Origin of the sequence: Streptomyces sp. NPDC006872 (assembly GCF_040635845.1) — a bacterium.
In the GTDB taxonomy this organism is placed as follows: domain Bacteria; phylum Actinomycetota; class Actinomycetes; order Streptomycetales; family Streptomycetaceae; genus Streptomyces.
In genome coordinates, this window is sequence record NZ_JBEYIL010000003.1 from 497,402 (window position 1) to 514,939 (window position 17,538).

The 17,538-nt window shown below is 71.1% G+C and carries 12 protein-coding genes; 3 read left to right on the forward strand and 9 right to left on the reverse strand.

Features of this window, described 5'->3' with window-relative positions:
* Positions 1-55 precede the first annotated feature (55 nt).
* Together ABZ725_RS11270 and ABZ725_RS11275 are read right to left on the reverse strand one after the other, a co-directional pair.
* Positions 56-1,645, reverse strand: coding sequence for an NAD(P)/FAD-dependent oxidoreductase (locus tag ABZ725_RS11270; RefSeq protein WP_358802432.1), 1,590 nt, complete (start codon positions 1,643-1,645; stop codon positions 56-58).
* 1 nt (position 1,646) lies between these two features.
* On the reverse strand, positions 1,647-2,594 hold the full coding sequence (locus ABZ725_RS11275) for a patatin-like phospholipase family protein (RefSeq protein WP_358802757.1): 948 nt from the start codon (positions 2,592-2,594) through the stop codon (positions 1,647-1,649).
* 258 nt (positions 2,595-2,852) lie between these two features.
* On the opposite strand from ABZ725_RS11275, the gene ABZ725_RS11280 reads away from it, so the two are divergent.
* Positions 2,853-3,446 (forward strand): TetR family transcriptional regulator, encoded by a 594-nt coding sequence (locus tag ABZ725_RS11280; protein WP_358802433.1) that lies wholly within the window; start codon positions 2,853-2,855, stop codon positions 3,444-3,446.
* Positions 3,447-3,696: 250 nt separating this feature from the next.
* Here ABZ725_RS11280 and ABZ725_RS11285 read toward each other — a convergent pair whose 3' ends face one another.
* Complete coding sequence (locus ABZ725_RS11285) at positions 3,697-4,254, reverse strand: hypothetical protein (RefSeq protein ID WP_358802434.1); 558 nt, start codon at positions 4,252-4,254, stop codon at positions 3,697-3,699.
* A 100-nt stretch (positions 4,255-4,354) separates the two neighbouring features.
* Between ABZ725_RS11285 and ABZ725_RS11290 the strand changes: the two genes are divergently transcribed.
* Together ABZ725_RS11290 and ABZ725_RS11295 are read left to right on the forward strand one after the other, a co-directional pair.
* On the forward strand, positions 4,355-7,732 hold the full coding sequence (locus ABZ725_RS11290) for a CHAT domain-containing protein (protein ID WP_358802435.1): 3,378 nt from the start codon (positions 4,355-4,357) through the stop codon (positions 7,730-7,732).
* A gap of 372 nt (positions 7,733-8,104) precedes the next feature.
* Positions 8,105-9,427 (forward strand): DUF5933 domain-containing protein, encoded by a 1,323-nt coding sequence (locus ABZ725_RS11295; RefSeq protein WP_358802436.1) that lies wholly within the window; start codon positions 8,105-8,107, stop codon positions 9,425-9,427.
* Positions 9,428-9,552: 125 nt separating this feature from the next.
* Here ABZ725_RS11295 and ABZ725_RS11300 read toward each other — a convergent pair whose 3' ends face one another.
* From ABZ725_RS11300 to ABZ725_RS11325, 6 genes are all read right to left on the reverse strand, one after another.
* Entirely contained in the window at positions 9,553-10,425 is an 873-nt protein-coding gene (locus ABZ725_RS11300) for a hypothetical protein (protein ID WP_358802437.1), read from the reverse strand.
* Positions 10,426-10,711: 286 nt separating this feature from the next.
* Complete coding sequence (locus ABZ725_RS11305; RefSeq protein WP_358802438.1) at positions 10,712-11,713, reverse strand: hypothetical protein; 1,002 nt, start codon at positions 11,711-11,713, stop codon at positions 10,712-10,714.
* Positions 11,714-11,765: 52 nt separating this feature from the next.
* Entirely contained in the window at positions 11,766-13,055 is a 1,290-nt protein-coding gene (locus ABZ725_RS11310; RefSeq protein WP_358802439.1) for a transporter, read from the reverse strand.
* A gap of 3 nt (positions 13,056-13,058) precedes the next feature.
* Complete coding sequence (locus tag ABZ725_RS11315) at positions 13,059-13,658, reverse strand: hypothetical protein (protein WP_358802440.1); 600 nt, start codon at positions 13,656-13,658, stop codon at positions 13,059-13,061.
* Entirely contained in the window at positions 13,655-15,784 is a 2,130-nt protein-coding gene (locus ABZ725_RS11320; protein ID WP_358802758.1) for a hydantoinase/oxoprolinase family protein, read from the reverse strand. The genes ABZ725_RS11315 and ABZ725_RS11320 overlap by 4 nt, the downstream gene beginning before the upstream one ends.
* A gap of 102 nt (positions 15,785-15,886) precedes the next feature.
* Complete coding sequence (locus tag ABZ725_RS11325; RefSeq protein ID WP_358802441.1) at positions 15,887-17,485, reverse strand: FAD-dependent oxidoreductase; 1,599 nt, start codon at positions 17,483-17,485, stop codon at positions 15,887-15,889.
* Positions 17,486-17,538: the final 53 nt, after the last annotated feature.

The following is a 17,538-nucleotide window of genomic DNA, read 5'->3' on the forward strand; positions in this document are numbered from 1 at the left end:
CCGGGTGTGCTGTGCCGGCCGAGGCCCTGAGTGGTGCGAATGCGTACGGTAAGGGTTACCTAACTTCCCTGGCAAGTGTGTATTGCCCATCGATATACCGGTCGGTATGCAAGCCGGTGTGCGGCTCGGCGTGCGACTCGGTATGCGACTCGGTATGCGACGTTACGGCATAGGCCTCGGCGTCGAAGTCCGCCAGCCGTCGGCGCATCCGCCCCGTCGACCACGGCCAGCTGAAGCTGTTGCGCCCATTGCCGTCGAGGTAGTAGCTGGAGCAGCCGCCCGCGTTGTAGACGGTGGACGGCAGCGCCTGCTGGACCTCGGCGTCGAAGGCCGCCTGCACCTCGGGCCGTACGTCCATGGCGGCCCAGCCCGCCGAGCGGAAGTGGCGCACCGCGCCCGCCACGTAGTCCAGCTGCGCTTCCAGGACCGTGTACGCCGAGGAGTGCCCGGTGCCGAGGTGCGGCCCGAGCAGGACGAACGCGTTGGGGAAGCCGCTGACCGTGGTGCCGAGGTAGGCGTCCGGGCTGCCCTTCCAGTGGTCGTCGAGGCTGGCGCCGTCCGCGTCGAACACGCGTCGGCCGATGGGCATGTCGAGGATGTGGAAGCCGGTGCCCAGGATGATGGTGTCGACGTCCGCGCCGCTGCCGTCGGCGCCGATGACACGGCTGCCGTGGACGGCCTCGACCGCGGTGGCGTGCACGCCGACATTGGGCCGGGTCAGGGCCGGATAGTAGGTGTTGGAGAGCAGGAGCCGCTTGCAGCCCAGGGTGTAGTCGGGGGTCAGCGCCCGCCGCAGCCGCGGGTCCTTGACGGTGGCCCTGAGGTGGAGGGTGCCCACCTTCTGCACGGCCCGCAGCAGCCCCGGGCGGCGGAAGCCGACGCCGAGGGCCTCCAGCGCCGCGTACTCCGCGTTCCGCAGGGCCCGCTGTGCTCCCGGAACGTGCCGCATCAGCCATCGTTCGGCGCTCGGCACCCGGTGGTCGGGCTTGGGCAGCACCCATTGGGCGGTGCGCTGGAACAGGTGCAGCCGGCCGACCCGCGGCTGGATGGCCGGGACGAACTGCACGGCCGAGGCGCCGCTGCCGATGACGGCGACGCGTGCGCCGGTGAGCTCGTGGTCGTGGCGCCAGCGCGAGGAGTGGAAGACCTCGCCGGGGAAATCCTCCAGACCCGGTATGTCGGGAAGCAGCGGCTCGTGCCAGGGCCCGGCCGCCGCGATCAGGAAGCGGGCCGTGTAGCGGTCGCGGGTGGTCTCGACGTGCCAGCGGGCTTCGCGCGGGTTCCACTGCGCCCGGGTGACTTCGACGCCGAACCGGACGAGCGGGGTGATGCCGTACGCGGCGGCCGTGTCGCGGAGGTAGGCACGGATCTCGGTCTGGCCGGCGAAGGCACGCGTCCACTCCGGGTTGGGCGCGAAGGAGTAGGAGTACAGCGCGGAGGGGACGTCGCAGGCGCAACCCGGGTACGTGTTGTCCCGCCAGGTGCCTCCCAGGTCGTCCGCCTTCTCGATGAGGACGAGATCGCGCACACCGGCCTCGCGCAGCTTGATCGCCGCTCCGATGCCGGACAGGCCGCTGCCGATGATCAGCGCTTCGACGTCGTGGGTCTCGCGGGTGAGGGACGCGGTGGGGCGGTCGGCGGGCATATCAGGCTCCTGTCCGGGCGTCGGCGGGCCGGGCGGCCGACCGCAGGCGGTCGCGGACGACGGCGCGTGTGGTGCGCAGAGACGTCTCCAGCACCGTCAGGCGGCGCCGGGGGTCCATGAAGTTGCCGCCCATCACCTCCAGGTCGGCGGCGGTGGGCTCGATCCGGACGACCCGGACGCCCGTCGCCCGCAGGGCCGCGCACTCCGCGTCGAGCGTGCGGGTCATGACACGGCGCAGCAGCGCTTCCGCCCGTCCGAGTCCGCGGCGCGGTCCGGGCGTGCGCGAGCTCATCGGCGCGATGACGTACACCTCGTCGAGCCCGCGGCCGGCCAGGAGGTCGGCGGAGGCGGTGGAGAGGATGCCGCCGTCCGCGTACCGCCGGCCGTCGATGCGCACCGGGGGGAACCAGCCCGGCACCGCCCAGGATGCGCGGAGCGCGTCCCGCAGGGCGACCGGCCGGGTGTCGGGGTGCCCGAAGACCGTGCGTCGGCCCGTGTCGAAGTCGGTGGCCACCAGCCAGGTCGCCGGATGCCGGACCCACTGTCCGGCGGGCGCCAGGAAGTCCGCGAGGGCCGCCATCCGGCGGTTGTCGCCCCGCCCCTGCGGCAGCATGCCGGACAGCCCGGCCAGCATGGGAACGCTGCGGCGCAGTGCGCGGCGCGCCAGCTGCGGCGATCCGGGGAACGCCGCGGGCCTCGGCGGGATCGCCCGGGGCGGAGCCGCGAAGTGCCGGACCAACTCGGACCGGGCGTCCTGGCCGGCCAGTTGGGCGGCCAGCAGATCCGCCACGCCGATGCCGCCGCCGAGCATCGCCGCCACCTCGGCCCCGGCGGAGGTGCCCACCAGGACCTCGGCATCGCGCGGGTCCCATTGCAGGGCCTGCTGGAGCGAGTGCAGGGCGCCGATCGTCCAGGCGGCGCCGAGCGTTCCTCCGCAGCCCAGAACCAGCCCTCGGGAAGGGGACGTGGAAGGGGGCGCGGCAGGGGCTGCGGAAGGAGCTGCGGAAGGAGCTGTGGAAGGAGCTGTGGAAGGGGCCGTGGAAGGGGCCGTGGAAGGGGTCGTTCGTTTGCCCGTTGCGGTCACTGAGGTCTCCGCCCATTCGGGATACCGACGAGATCGGGATACTAGCGGTATCTGAATGCACTGGACAGCCCGAACCGGAGTTAGGATCCGAGAGCTTCAGGAGCTCGGGAGAGGGAGCGAGACATGGCCCGCCTCAGCCGCGCCGAGAGTCAGGAACGCACGCGCGAGCGGCTCGTCGCCACCGCGCGGCAGTTGTTCCTCCGCGACGGCTACAGCGCCACTTCGCTCAGCGACGTCGCGGAGGCGGCCGGCTACTCCAAGGGCGCCGTCTACTCCAACTTCCGCAGCAAGGACCACCTGTGCCTGGCCGTCCTCGACGACATCCGGGCCGAACAGCTGACGCTGCTCACGGACTCCGTCATGCGCGACGCCAGGATCGACGATCGCCTGGCGAGCTTCGCCGCATGGGGCGAGGAACACATCGGGGACGAGGCCTGGACCACGCTGGAGGTCGAGTTCCTCACCAGCGCACGTCACGACGACGAGCTCCGGAGTGAGATCGCGGCCCGCGCCGCCATGATCCACGAAATGCTCGCCCAGCTCCTCGACGCGCTGGCCCAGGAGTTGGGCGTCGCACCGGCCATGCCCGCCGACCAGGCCGCGAGGACCCTGCTCGGTCTGGGCATCGGACTCGGCGTCCAACGGATCGCCGACCCGACCATCCCCACCGCCGCACTGACCGACACCCTGCGGCTCATCCTGCGGCTGCCCGACTAGGGCCTGTCCGGTCCGCGGCGCGGTGCGTTGTCAGTGCCCCCGGCTAGGGTCGCAGGTGCGCGGTCGGCTTCCGAGGTGTCCAGCTCTGCAGAGCAGCTGCATCCCCGAATCTGTCCGGGGGCGGCCCGGTGTCAAACCCGGGACCCAACCGACGGTCGGGCCCAGTCGATGGCCAAGAGGTGACCTGTCAGCGCCGGCCGCGCACCCCTCCGCCGGCGACCACGCGCCAGAGCAGCCGAGGCCGCTCGGCTCATCGCTGGATCATGTTGAACTCGTATCCCGCCTCCTGAAGCCCGATCGCCGTCTCCTGGATGTCGTCGCTGCGGAACTCCCGCCAGGTTTCGAGCAGTGCGGCGATCGGCGCCAGGAGCTGCACATCCTCGACCCGGGCAGGAGTGCCCCAGTGCGGGATGACCAGCGGTATGCCGTGCTGACTCACCTCCCCGACCTCGATGTCGAAGGGGTGCCAGTTCAGGGTGTGGCCTTCGAAGCCGGCGTCGAGGATGACCAGGCCGTTCGCGAAGGGCTCGCCCGGGAGCTCCAACGCCGTGCGCAGGTCGCAGTCCTCCCACGCAACGACAAGCCGTGTCGCCATGAGCACCGAGGGGAACAGTCCCAGGTTCGCGAGTGCGGTCGCCGCGTCCGCGCCGCGGTAGAAGGGCCGACAGGTGATGAAGCCGACGTAGGGCTGGTCCATGTCCTCGGCCAGGATGTGGACGAGGGGCCGGGGGTAGGTACCGGTTTTCCGCAGCAGTTCCTCGCTGGCCCGCAGAATGACCTTGGACAGGGACTCGACCAGATCTGTCATGCGGTCACGCTATGCGTTCGGCGTATCGTGCACAGGGGAACTTGATGTTGAGGGGCGCGCACGGTGAAGTCGGCCGCGCGCAAAAGGCGTTGGGGGGCGCGTGCGGAAGCGGTGGGCGACGGCTGTCCGGTCCAGACTCGACGGTGCGGCCGGTCCGTACGGCCTGCTCGACCCTGCCGCCCTGACCGAGGCGGTGGAGCTCTTCGCCGCTACGACCCGCACCCAGGACATCGTGGAGACGTGCCACCTCGTCGGGATGCTGCACTGGCGGCGGGGGCTGGCTCTCGCCGACGAACGCGCCCTGCCCGAGGTGCGGACGGCCACCGCGCTGCTCGTCCTCGTGAGCCTTCTGAAGCCCGAACTTCCCTTGCCCGAGCCGGTGCCGCGACCGCCCGGGCCGCCCTTGAATCCGGACGGCGAGGCGACGTGGGAGAACCTGCTCCAGGTGCTGGCGTCGCACCTCGACGGTGGCGCCGACGCGCACGCCGCGCGGCTGACGATCCACGCCGCGCGCAACGCCGTGGCCGATGCCGTGGCCGACGCCGCCGATGGTCCCGCCTTGCTCGTCGGCCGGCTGAGGACCCTGGGCATGGCCTGGCAGCGGCTGTACGAGCACACGGGGGAGCTCGCCGACGTCCAGCAGGCCGTCGTGGTCGCCCGTGGCGCGGCGGAGCAGTCCGCCGTCGGGAGCACCGACCGGACGATGTGCCTGCACAACCTCGCCGAATCCCTTCGCGCGTTGTTCCAGCGCACAGGCGATGTCCGACAGCTGCGGGAGGCGGTCGACATCGGTCGGGCGGGGGTCCGCGCGATGTCGCCGGTGGACGAGAAGCGGTACGTGCCCCTGGGCGGGCTGGCCGACTCCCTGCGGATGCTCTACGAGCGCTCGGACGACACCGCCCTGCTGGACGAGGCCCTGCGGCTGAGCACCGCCGCGCTGGAGGCCGTACCGGACTCGGACCAGGCCCGGTCGGTGGTGCTAGTGAACGCCGCCCTCCTGCTGGGCCACCAGTTCGCACGCACCGGGGACCAGTCGGTCCTGACCGAGGCGATCGCCATGTCGCGCGGGGCGGTCAGGGCGGCGCCGCGCGGTACGCCGATCCGGCAGACGGCCCTGAACAACCTCGGTGGCCTGCTCAACACGCTTTCCGACCGCACCGGGGACATGACCGCGCTCGACGAGGGCATCGAGGCCGCGAGCGCCGTCGTCGACCTCCTGCCCGCCGAGCACCCCGACGGACCGCGCTACCGGTCGACCCTCCTGCGCATGCTGAACCAGCGCTTCAACCGGACGGGAGACGTGCGGGCCCTCGACCGCGCGATCGTGCTGGGCGAGGAAGCGGTGGCGGCGACGCCCGAGGACCACCCGAATCGATGGATGCATCTGGCGAACCTCGCCGTCGTACTGAAGGCCAGGGCCCGTCGGGCCGAGGACCTCGGCAGTCTGCGGCACGCCATCGCTTTGGAGCGCGAGATGGCGGACCTCGCCTCCCGCGCGGGCGGCCGTGACCGAGCCGCCGTGCTGGCGAACCTCGGCAACTCCCTGCGGCTGCACTTCGAGCAGTCGGGGGACCCGGCCTCGTTGGAGGAGGCCATCGCGGCAGGCCGCACCGCCGTCGACGGAACCGCCGAGGACCATCACTTCCGGGCGCAATGCGAACTGAATCTGGCGCTGTCGCTGTCGCTGCGGCTGTCGTTGTCGCTGCCGCTGAGCATCCACGGTGTGACCGCGAAGAACGGGCGGCAGGTCGACGGGCGGCAGGTCGAGGAGGCGCTCGGTCTCCTGGAGGCGGCGGCGTCCCGGGGCACCGCCCCGACCGCGGTCCGGCTGTCCGCCGCCCGTGAATGGGGCGAGCTCGCGATGGCGATCGGCCGGCCCGAGCAGGCGGCGCGCGGATTCGCCCTCGGCGTGGAACTGCTGCCCCGCCTGGCGGCTCGTGGCCTCCTGCGCTCCGATGCGACGCGATGGATGACCGAGTACTCACGTCTGGCGAGCGACGCGGCCGCCTGCGCGCTTGCCGCCGGACTGCCGGACCGGGCGGTCGAAGTGCTCGAAATGGGACGCGGTGTGCTGCTGGCGCAGGCCCTGGAGTCCCGAACGGATCTCACCGAACTGCGTGAGCGCGCCCCGGACCTGGCGGCTCGCTTCGACCACCTGTGCGCCCGCCTGGACGACTCCACGACCGAGGGCTCCACGACCGAGGGCTCCACGACAGACGGCTCCCATCTGATCGGCGGCGCCGAGGCCGCCGGAGGCGCGGCCGACCCGGATCTCCGCCGCCGGCTGGCACAGGAGCTGGACGGTCTGGTCGCCCGGATCCGGGCACTGCCCGGTCTGGCGCGCTTCCTGCTGCCCCCGCAGGCCGCTCAGCTGGCCGCCGAAGCCCACAGCGGCCCCATCGTCATGGTCAACGTCAGCCGGTACCGGTGCGACGCGCTCGTGCTGACCGTCGACGGCATCCAGGTGTGCGAGCTGCCGAACGTCGACCACGACGACGTCCACGACCGCCTCCATGACATGCGCCGCCTTCTGGCGCGCAGCGGCAGCTCGCGCGACGCACGCATCGAGGCCGAACGTGTCATGGCGGAGGACACGTTGCCCTGGCTCTGGGACGACGTGGCGGCACCGGTCCTGGACCTGCTCGGTCGCACCGAGCCCGCGGGCCGGACCGGCATGCGTCGCATGTGGTGGATCCCCTGCGGCCCGCTGGCGCACTTCCCGCTGCACGCCGCCGGACGCCATCTTCAGGCGCCCTCGGCGGACGGGCGTCGAGAGACGGTCATGGACAGCGTCGTGTCCTCGTACACGCCCACCGTGCGTGCGCTGTCCCATGCCCGCGCCCAGCACTCCCGGCGTGCGGCGCCGTCCGGGGAATCCGGCCTGCCGCGCGTACTGGCGGTCGCCATGCCGCAGACGCCGGGCGCACGCGATCTGCCGGGCGCCCGTACCGAGTACCAGCACCTGGCCCGGATCTTTCCCGCGCTGGAGGGCCTGGTCGGGGAGGAGGCGACCCGCCAGGCCGTGCTGTCCCGTCTGGCCGCCCACCCCTGGGCGCATTTCGCCTGCCACGCCGGTGTGGATCCCGACGACCCGCACCGAAGTCACCTGCTGGTCCACGACCATGCCGCCAACCCGCTCAACGTGCTGGAGATCTCCCGGCTGCGGCTCGAGCGATCCGAGTTCGCCTATCTGTCCGCCTGCGCCACCGCCGTGACCGGGCGCGACCTGGCCGACGAGGCCCTCCACGTCGTCACCGCGTTCCAGCTCGCCGGATTTCCGCAGGTCGTCGGCACGCTGTGGCAGATCAACGACACCATCGCCGTCGAGATCGCCGAGCGGGTCTACGCGCAACTCGCCGCGGACGGCTTCGACGCCGCCCGCACCGGCGTCGCCGTGCATACCGCGATCGGACTGATCCGAGACCGCTACCCCAGCTTCCCGACCCTCTGGGCCGCGCACATCCACATGGGTCCGTGACCTGCTGCCGACGACCACGGCGGGGTGTACACGGCTATTGACCTGCGCGGATTCGCTGTGTTTCGCTCGCGGGTCGAAGAACGTGCGGGAACGAGGCCGGAAACGGCTCCGGAACGGCTCCGGAACGAGACCGGAACTACGCCGGAACCCGGACAGCTGACTTTCCGTCTTGCTTCGACGGACTGCTCTTCATGCCAGAGAGAGCGGCCCCGGCTGGAGGGTGACGAACGAAACCCACCCCGAAACAACCAGAATCTAACAAAGCGGCCGAAATTGATACGTATAACACCGAAGGCGTCTTCGCGAACAGCGCGAATAACCTGGAGAACGGCGTCCTCCGTGTGGCGTCGACCACGGGCGAGACTCTGGGCCGTGGCGGGTGTCGCGGCCCTCGGATTCCTCATGGCGCTGGAGTTCGCCGCACATCGCTACGGCCTGCCGGGGCCGATCACCTGCCAGGTGCGCGAGGTGATATTCCCCCCTAAGTCGGGCGCTCTGCTGTACGCCAGCATGGCGTTGATGCTGGTGGTGCTCACCTGGCGGCAACGGTTCATCGCGACCGGTGTCGCGATCGGCATCGACGCCGTCCTCTGGCTGGTCCGTTGGGCGGCCGACGTCAAGGTCACCGAAGGCCACCCCTTCGGCACCGGCGCGTTGTGGGTGATTCTGGGCTACGCGGTCATCGCCGTCACGCGCCGCAGCGGCCCGGAACGTGTGCTGCTGCTGAAGGGCGTCGGACTGGCCCTGCTGCTGGTGGCCGGCCGCAAGGCCGGAGACACCTGGCTGCTCATCACCTCGACGACCCGCCCGAGGGTGCTCGACCAGTACGTGGCGACCGCCGATCACGCGCTGGGCGACCCCTCGTGGGTGATGGGCCGGATCGTCACGGCCACCGGCCCGATCGGCTTCAATTTCCTCGACTTCGTCTACGGCAACCTCGCGGTGGCCGCGGTCCTCGTCGCGCTGTACCAACTGCGCAACGTGGGGGCCGAGGGCCGCTTCCCGGGCCATCACCTGGTGCGCACCTTCCTGGTGATCGGCATGCTCGGGCCGGGCATCTACATGATCTTCCCGGTGGTCGGACCGATCTTCGCCTACGGCGACGGCACCGAGCACTGGGCGGCGGTCAGCCTGTGGGCGGAGACGCACTCCACCGCGCAGTGGGCGGTGGCCGATCTCTGGCCGGGAACGCCGCCGCCGATCACCGTCCCGCACCCCATGCCGTTCGACGAGATCACCCCACGCAACTGCATGCCCAGCCTGCACACGGCATGGGCCGTCGCGATCTTCATCCACTCCCGGAAGGGTCCGAGGACCCTGCGATTCGCAGGCACGTTCTGGTTGATCGCCACGCTCTGCGCCACCCTGGGATTCGGCTACCACTACGGCGTGGACCTCGTGGCCGGCGTGGTGTTCACGCTCACGATCGAGGCGGCTCTGCGCTCGTTCGACCGCGGCTGGGACCGATCCGGGGTCCGGCTGGTCGCCCACGGCGCGACGGTCTTCACCGCGCTCCTGGTGTCCTACCGCTTTCTGCCGCTGCAGATGGCCGAGCATCCGTGGGTGTCCGGACCGCTCCTCATCCTGGCGATGACCTCAGTGATCTACGGCTACGTCCGGACCACCGCACTCGCCCAACCGGAACCGCAGACCACCCCGACACAACAACCGGAACCGCACCCCGAACTGATCTGAATCGGCTTGCAGTTCCGCCCCGTTCGCTGTGACGCGGGTCACTGATTCTGTCCCATGACCGGTAGGCCAGGGGCGGCCCGCTGCAAGGCGCAGGGGCCGTCCACCGGCTCTGTGTGCGGTGCGGATCAGTTGTCGTCGCGGATGGTGGTCGCGATGCCGTTGCTGATCACGACCTCCGCGCTGAAGCCCTTCTTGGCGGCCTTCTCGAGCTGGGCCTCGGTGCACTCGGCGCTGCCCTCGCCGCCCGGGCCCGTGTTGATGGCATCGCAGATGTCGTCGTAACCCAGGATCTTGGTGTCCTCGGAGACGAGGAACTGCTGCTCGGTGCCCTTCGAGTCGGAGACCGTGTACTTGCCCGGCGCCACGTAGGAGACGTTGCCGAACCAGGTTCCGTTGACGCCCTTGCCTCCGTTGACGCCTTCGACGACGGTCTCGCGGGAGCCGGAGTCGGAGCCGCTGCTGGAACCGCTGCCGGCGCTGGGCGACGAGCCGGAAGAACCGGAGGACGAGCCGGAGGACGAGCCGGAGGATCCGGACGACGAGCCGGAGCCGGTGTCCTGCTGTGCGGCACGCCGCTCGGTCACCAGGGTGGCGATGCCGTCCTTCATCTCCACGTCGGCGTTCACGGCGCCCTTCTTGACGGCCGCCTCCAACTCGTCCAGCGTGCACGGCGCGTCCACCTTGGACCCGGACACGCCGCATATCGTGCCGACGCCGTAGACCTCGGTGTCCTCGGCCACCAGGAACTGCTGGGCGTCCTTGCCCGTCACGGTCACGATGTACTTGCCCGAGGCGAGGTAGGTGACCTTGCCGTCCTTGAACGTCCCGCTGACACCCTTCGAGTTCTTGGAGTTCGACGCGTTCTCCGCGTCCGCCGCGGCGCCCGTTTCGCTCTTGCCGGACGAGTCGGCGTCAGTGCCGTTCTGGCACGCCGTCATCAGCAGCCCGGCAGTGATCGCAACGGTGGCGAAAACGGCCTTGCGCAGGTGGCGGTTCATCAGGGGTGGTTCCTTCCGAGGGGTGGGGTAGTGGGGCGCCGGCGGCGTTTCCGCCGGATTCCCGATCTTGCTTCGAGCAAGACATCTGAGTAGGACACTGGGTATGAGGGGCCGCAGAGCCCTGAGGTCACGGCCGTCGGCCCTTCAGGACACCGCCGTTGGCCCTTCAGGACACCGCCGTGGCACAGTCGTGACACAGCAACACAGCAACACGGCGGCTGTGGGCGGCGGTTCGGTGACGTGCCGCATTGCGGCACGGTCGTCACCGAGGAGTCGAACTGCCGGGTCAGCCCCGGGCCACGGCGATGGCTCCCGAGAGCCGCTCTCCCGCCTCGTAGATCATGTACGGGACGCCGCCGTCGGTGCCGAAGGAAGGCGCCGCGGCCCGCCCGTCCTCCGGAGCCGCGCTGCGGGAGTTGTAGAAGAGGCCGAGGTGGGTGCGCTTGCCGAAGTCGTTGCCGACCTCGGTGATCATGATGTCGCCGCCGCTCGACTTGTCCTTGTTGTAGACGACGTAGGTGCTGTCGTTGCGGTGGAGAAGGTGCGGACCGCCGACGTTCACGGCGCCGACGTCGCTGTGCCGGATCAGCGGCTGCTGGTCGTAGGTCCAGGTGCGGCCGTCGGCGGACCAACCCCAGTGGATGTCACGGTGGTCGGTGGTGTTGTTGAGCATGAAGAGCATCACGTAGCGGGCGTCGCGTGCGGGCAGGTCGTGGCGGAAGACCCGGGCGTACGACGTCTCCGTGGTGCCGGCCGGGAGCATGGACTTCGACAGCACGACCTTGTCGTACGTGAAGTGGATCCCGTCGGCCGAGCGGGCGAGGCGGGTCGTGTAGTTCTCTCCGTGGAAGTACAGCCAGAACTCCTTGACGTCCTGGTTCCACAGGACGTGGGGCGACGATACATGGCTGACGGAGTAGTGCCCCGACCAGTTGTTGGAGACGATCGGGTTCGACGGGTACTCCGTGAACGGCCCCTCCAGCGAGTCGCCGTACGCCAGGCAGATCCCGCCGGGCGGGTCGTGCGGCGCGTAGTACAGGTAGTAGCGGCCGAGCGGGGAGCTCAGCTTGTCGTAGACGCCCCGGATGCACGGGAAGATGATCTCGCCGGTGGGGTTGTACTTCAGCTGGGACGGCGTCAGAAGAGTGCGGACGTAGGTGTAGTCGGGGAATCCGCCGGGCGCCGCGGCAGCCGGCTGGGCGCCCAGGGCCGTCCCGACGGCGAGAGCGGCTCCGGTGGCGGCGCCGGCGCGCAGGAGGAGACGCCGGTCGAGGTGGTGGTCGGGCATGGGGGGCTCCGATGGCAGGAACGTGCAGGAACGGCAGGAACGGCAGAAGGGCTCAGAGGTAGGTGGCGGCGGTGACGCACAGGCCTCCGAGGGCGACTGCCCACACAAACGGCAGCGTGCGCACCATCACCTGTTGCGGAGTGACGCCCGCGTACTGGGCGCTCCACACGGTCTGGGTGCTGGTGGGGTCGGCGACGCCGAAGACCTGGTTGTACGAGGTGGCCATGCCCAGGACGGCGACCGCGGGGTAGACGCCGGCGGCGATGAGGACGCCGGCGATGCCCGCGCCGAGCCCGAACACGTTGAGCGGACCGCGGTAGAGGCACAGCGGGACGAGCAGTGTGAAGACGAGGACGAACAGCACCGGGTTCTGCGGACTCACGGCCTTGACCAGCGGTTCGAGTGCCTCCACGGAACCCGGCAGCTTCACGGCCGCGAGCAGGATGCCGATGGCGATGAACAGGACGAGCGGCGGGGCCGCCACCTCGAAACCGCCGTAGAGCGTGCGCAGCAGCCGCTTGTTCATCTCGCGGGGCCGGGTGGTCGTGACCAGCGCGTACAGCACGCCCGCCAACAGCGAGGGAATGATGGCGAGTTCGAAGCCCAGGGCGAGGACGAGCGGGACGGCGGGGGCGAGCAGCGCGTACCAGGGCGCGTCGCCCAGCTCCTGGCGGCGTGAACGAGGCTTCCCATCAAGGGAGTCGACGGATTTGAGCGACCAGGCGTGTTCCGTGCCCCGCCTTCGCGTCTCGACGAGGACGAACGCGAGGGCGGCGACGAGCGCGAACGGGAACAGCTTCACCATGAAGCCGCGCACGGTCGGGACCGGCAGTTCCAGCGCGGTGGAGAAGAACTGCCACAGCGGCAGCTCGAAGGGGATGCCCACGGCGATGCCCATCAGCACCGTGCCCGCGGCGGTCACCTTGGGCACGCCGACGGCGATCATGGCCGGGATGCCGATGATCCCGGCGAGCATGGCGGCGGGCGCCGAGCCGGTCACCGTACCGACGAGCGCGGACACGGCGAGGACGCCGAGCGCCACCACGGTCGGGCGGTCGCCGCCGAACTCGACGATCTTGCGGACGAGCGTGCCCGCGATCCCGGTCTCGTCGAGGAGCTTGCCCAGCCAGGAGCCCAGGATGATCGCGATCATGGTGGCCGCCAGGGTCGGCGCGCCCTCCTGGAGAACCGTGTCCAGCACGCTGTTCTTGCCGGTGAGCGGCGCCCCGGCGAGGAAGGCGATGACGACGGCGAGCAGCACCAGCGCGAAGGCGGTGGGGAGTCTGCGGGTGAGCATCAGGCCGACACCGGCGGCCATGACGAGGAGGATGACGACGCCCATGGGTCAGTTCTCTCTTCTCGGAGCGGGACTTCTCGGAGCGGGAGTCCCGGGCCGGGTGAGCTCGGCGCGCAGCGCGGCGGTGAGGAGCAGGGGGCTGCGGCCGAGCCCGCAGACGGTTCTGGCGTAGGCATGGGCGGCGACCTCTTCGGCGCCGGCGACATGCCCGGCCACGCGGTGCCGTCCGAGACGCAGCACGGTGTGGCCGAGCGCCTGCTTCAGCGCGGCCTTCGCCGGACCGTGGTGCAGGTGGGCGTGCACGGCCTCGTGGGCGAGCGCGGCGGCCCGCACCGAGCCCGGCGGATACCAGGCACGCCAGCCGCGCGCATCGACCAGTTCCTCGGCGAGCGCGAGCGTGTCGGTGTACAGCTCGACCGTCGGGGGCCGTGACGTGTAGCGGGCGAGCAGCATCCGCTCCAGACCGTCGCCCCGCTCGACCACGCGAGCCGTGGACGGCACGGGGGCGAGCCGGGACCCGAACTCATCGGCTCTACGGGCCCATTGGCGCAGCAGCTCGGGGTCGCGCCCCTCGTGGGTGGGGGTGGCGGCCAGCAGTCGCACGCCCCATTCGACGTCGTCGACGCAGGTGAGTTCGGTGACCGTCATGACCGCACCTCCAGGACCGCGACCACCGGCTCGTCGGCCGCGCGGGTCCGCAACTCGCTGTGGGCCAGCGCGAGCAGCGGCTGCGGATCGAGGACGCCGGACAGGTCGGCGATCCGGGAACCGAGCAGCAGCCGCAGGGCGGGAGCGCGCACCCCGCCGTCGCCGTACGACGTGGACTCGCCCACCAGCCGGGCGAGCACCTCGGGTGCGCCGGCCACGGTGGTGGTCTCCACGTGGGCGTCGGCGGCGTGGTGACGTACGACGCCGTCCATGTCGACGATCCGTACGGCGTGGCGGGTCGGCCGCAGGCGGCGGTGCGTCTCCGTCCCGTAGACGGTGTGGGCGGCGGTGCCCGCCAGGACGTGGACGGCAGCCGGGTCGGCCTTGAGACTGGCCGCCGCGGCACGCAGCCGCTCGGTGTCGTCGGCGCGATGGGCCCGGTCCTGGGTGCGCAGTTCGGTGGCGCCGGTGGCGACCGCGCGCACGGTGCTGGTCTGCGGGTCGACGGTGACTTCGACCTCGACGCCCTCGGCGGCGGCCCCCTGGGCCACGACCGCCCGCTCCGCCTCGGCCCGCACGGCGAGGATCTGCTCCTGCGAGGCGCCGGGCACGATCCGCTCGACCTGCTCCCGGACGAGCGCGAGGGCGACGCCGATGGGGCTGATCACCTCGTTGTGCCGGGCGATCCGCCCCTCCATGCCACTGCTGAGGGCGAGGTGCGGGGTGACGGACGCGGCCCCGCCGCCCCCGCCGACGACAACGGCCGTGTCCTTGTCGAGGCGGTAGTCGCGGATCATGGCGTCCACCACCGTCCTCACCTGGGCGACGCCCGCGTCGAGGATCCGTGTGGCCGCGGTCGCCACGTCGGTGCCGAGCACGGCGGCCAGCGGGGCGAGCGCGGCGCGCGCGGTCTCCGGGTCGCAGTGGGCGAAGTCACCCTCGGGGACGCGGCCGAGGGCGCCTGCGGCACAGGTCATGGTGACGGCGAACCGCCCGCCCGCCGCGTCGAGCACGACGTAGTCGTCGGGGTCGCCGTCCAGGGGCCGGACGGTGGCGACACGCGCGTCACGCAACTGGTCGGGGGAGGCGAAGCAGGCGTACGGCAGCCCCGCGATATGGGCGCTGCGCGGTCCGACGCCGGTCAGCCGGCCGTCCCCGATCCGCACCATGGAGCCGCCGCCGACCCCGACCGTGCGCACGTCGAGGGCGTTCAGATACGAGGTCTTGCCGAGAACGGTGGCGTGCCGGACGGCGACCTTGCCGCGCCGTACGACGCTGATGTCGGTCGACGTGCCCCCGGTCTCCAGGAACACGCCCTCGCTCACCCGCTCCTGCATCAGCGCCCCCGCGACTCCGGCGGCCGGTCCCGACAGCACCGTCAGGAGCGGTCGGCGGCGCATCTCGTCGAGCGCCATCACGCCGCCGTCGCAGCGCATCACCATCAGGGGCGCGGTCACGCCCGCCTTGGTGATGGAGGCGTCGACGAGGTCGGCGGTGGCCAGCATGCGCGGCAGGATCGCCGCGTTGACCACGGCGGTGCGGGTGCGCTTGTGCAGCCCGTACAGCGAGGTGATCCGGTGCGCGGCGGTCATCGGCAGCCCGTACGGCCGTGCCGCGTCCAGGACGGCCTGCTCGCCCTCGGGCCGGTCGACGCTGAACGGCTGGCTGGCGACGAGGACTTGGGCGCCGTCCTCCTTGAGCCGCTCGACGGCGTGCCGGACGGCCGCCGTGTCGTCGGGGTCGGCGACATGCGCGTAGGCCAGCGGAAGCCTTTTGCCGGGGGCGAGTTCGAGCTTGCCGAACGAGGCGAGGCGGCGGGTGAACACCGCCGCGGGGCCGGTCCCGATACCGATCAGTCCGACGGTCGCCACGTCGCCCTCCAGAAGGGCGTTGGTGGCCTGGGTCGTGCCGTGCGCCAGGAAGGCGACGTCGGTCGGGGCGCAGCCGGTCTGCTCCAGGAGCCGGTCGAGCGCCTCGACGATGCCGTGTGCGACGCCGTCCGCGTGGTGGTGGCTGGTGGGGACCTTGATCTGCCCCAGGAGTTCGAGGGTTGTGGCGTCCACGGCCACGGCGTCGGTGAAGGTTCCGCCCACGTCGATGCCGACGCGTATGCGGGATGTGTTCATGCCAGGGTTGATGGCAGAGCTCATGTCGGGGCACCTCCTTGTACCGTCCGTGCCGTCAGTACCGTCCGTGTGCGGGGGCGATCAGCAGCCGCGTGGCCGTCCTCAGTAGCCGCGTACGTCCGGCCAGTGGCGTTGTACTCCGTCGCGGTCGAGCAGCCGCGCGAAGTCCTCGAACCGTTTGTCCTCGGCCTGCACTTGGTGCGGCTCGACGTCCTCGGCCACACAGTGCGCGGCCAGCGCACCGGCGACCTCGCCGACGTTCCACTCCACCGGGTGCAGCCGGTAGCAGCCGTTGGTGATGTGGGTGGTGCCGATGTTCTTGCCGGCGGGCAGCAGATTGCGCACCCGGCGCGGCACGAGTGCGCCGAGGGGGATCTCGAAGGGCACCGACCCGATGTCGATGTAGTTGTCGCCGCCGGTCGAGGGATGTAGATCGATGCGGTACCCGCCCACGCCGACGGAGTCCCGGTGCCGGGTGCCGCCGTACGGGCCGACGACGTCGATCGCCACGTCGTGCTCGGTGACCGTGGTGACGGCCTTGATACGGCGGGACTCGCGGACGTAGGCCGCCTTGGCCAGCCCATCCGCCGTGCCGGTCACGTCCGGGCGGATCCGCAGGCCCGGGAAGCCGGTGCCGCCGTCCGGACGCGGGGCCTCGGTCTGCAGCCAGTACAGCAGCGACAGCGACAACTGTCGTGCCTCGCGCAGCGCTTCGGCCTCCTGGCCGATGTACGGCTTGAGCCAGTAGTCGTTGAGCGGCCAGTTGACGAGGGTGATGTCGGAGTCGAAGGCGCCCGGCACGTGCAGCTTCCGTGCGAGCACACGGCGGAAGCCCCACAACTCCTTGTCGCCGGCGTCGGCGCTCTGGTCGGCGGAGACGCCGAGCGGGTCGAGATCGGGATTCGGTACGAAGGTCCGCGCCACCGGTTCCAGCGTGCGCGGGTCGGGCGCCTCGAAGCCGAGCAGCGGGCCGGGCCAGAACGAGGGCCGGTAGGCGCGCCAGAAGTCGAAGTCGTCCGGGCGGTCGATCGTGTGGTCCTCGCCCTCGTGGTGGGAGAGCGCGAAGCAGACCGTGATGCCCTGCTGGTTGTCGGGCTGGGCCTCGTCGGGGGCGTGCGGTTCGTCGAACTCGGCGCGCGCCTCGGCCCCGTTCGCGTGCTCGACGCCCGCGAGGTGGAGGAGTTCGCCGGTCTCGGTGGCGTCCAGGACGTAACGCGCGGTGAGGGTGCGAAGCGTCCCGTCGCGCAGGTCCTGCAGGGTCACCGACCGGACGAGATCGCTGTCGGACTCGGCGGAGACCGGCCGGTGCTCGGTGAGCACCGTCAGCCGGCCCGCCGCACGATGGGGCGCGAGCATGCCCTCCAGGACGGCGAGGGCGACCCGCGGCTCATGGCAGAGCTTGCTGACGCGGCCCGCTCCCGGGTTGAGGTCGGTGAGCGCCAAGGCCTCGGCCCGCAGCGGGTACCAGTGGCGGTAGTACCGCCGGATCTCCTCACGCAGCCGCCGGTACGAGGCGGTCGTGCCGAACCGCTCCACCCACGGGTGCTCGTCGGGCGGTACGGCCTGGCTGGTGAGCTGGCCGCCGATCCAGTCCGTCTCCTCGGTGAGCACGACGCTGCGTCCGGCCCGGCAGGCGGCGAGTGCGGCGGCGACGCCACCGAGGCCGCCGCCCACGACAAGGATGTCTGCTTCGGATAACACGGGCTTCCTTGCTGCTAGATCAGGTCCATGACAGGGGAGGGTGGGGAGAGGGG

Coding starts and splice junctions, on each gene's coding strand:
- ABZ725_RS11270 (WP_358802432.1), bottom strand. CDS start 1,645: ATGCCCGCCGACCGCCCCACCGCGTCCCTCACCCGCGAGACCCACGAC.
- ABZ725_RS11280 (WP_358802433.1), top strand. CDS start 2,853: ATGGCCCGCCTCAGCCGCGCCGAGAGTCAGGAACGCACGCGCGAGCGG.
- ABZ725_RS11285 (WP_358802434.1), bottom strand. CDS start 4,254: ATGACAGATCTGGTCGAGTCCCTGTCCAAGGTCATTCTGCGGGCCAGC.
- ABZ725_RS11300 (WP_358802437.1), bottom strand. CDS start 10,425: ATGAACCGCCACCTGCGCAAGGCCGTTTTCGCCACCGTTGCGATCACT.
- ABZ725_RS11305 (WP_358802438.1), bottom strand. CDS start 11,713: ATGCCCGACCACCACCTCGACCGGCGTCTCCTCCTGCGCGCCGGCGCC.
- ABZ725_RS11310 (WP_358802439.1), bottom strand. CDS start 13,055: ATGGGCGTCGTCATCCTCCTCGTCATGGCCGCCGGTGTCGGCCTGATG.
- ABZ725_RS11315 (WP_358802440.1), bottom strand. CDS start 13,658: ATGACGGTCACCGAACTCACCTGCGTCGACGACGTCGAATGGGGCGTG.
- ABZ725_RS11320 (WP_358802758.1), bottom strand. CDS start 15,784: ATGAACACATCCCGCATACGCGTCGGCATCGACGTGGGCGGAACCTTC.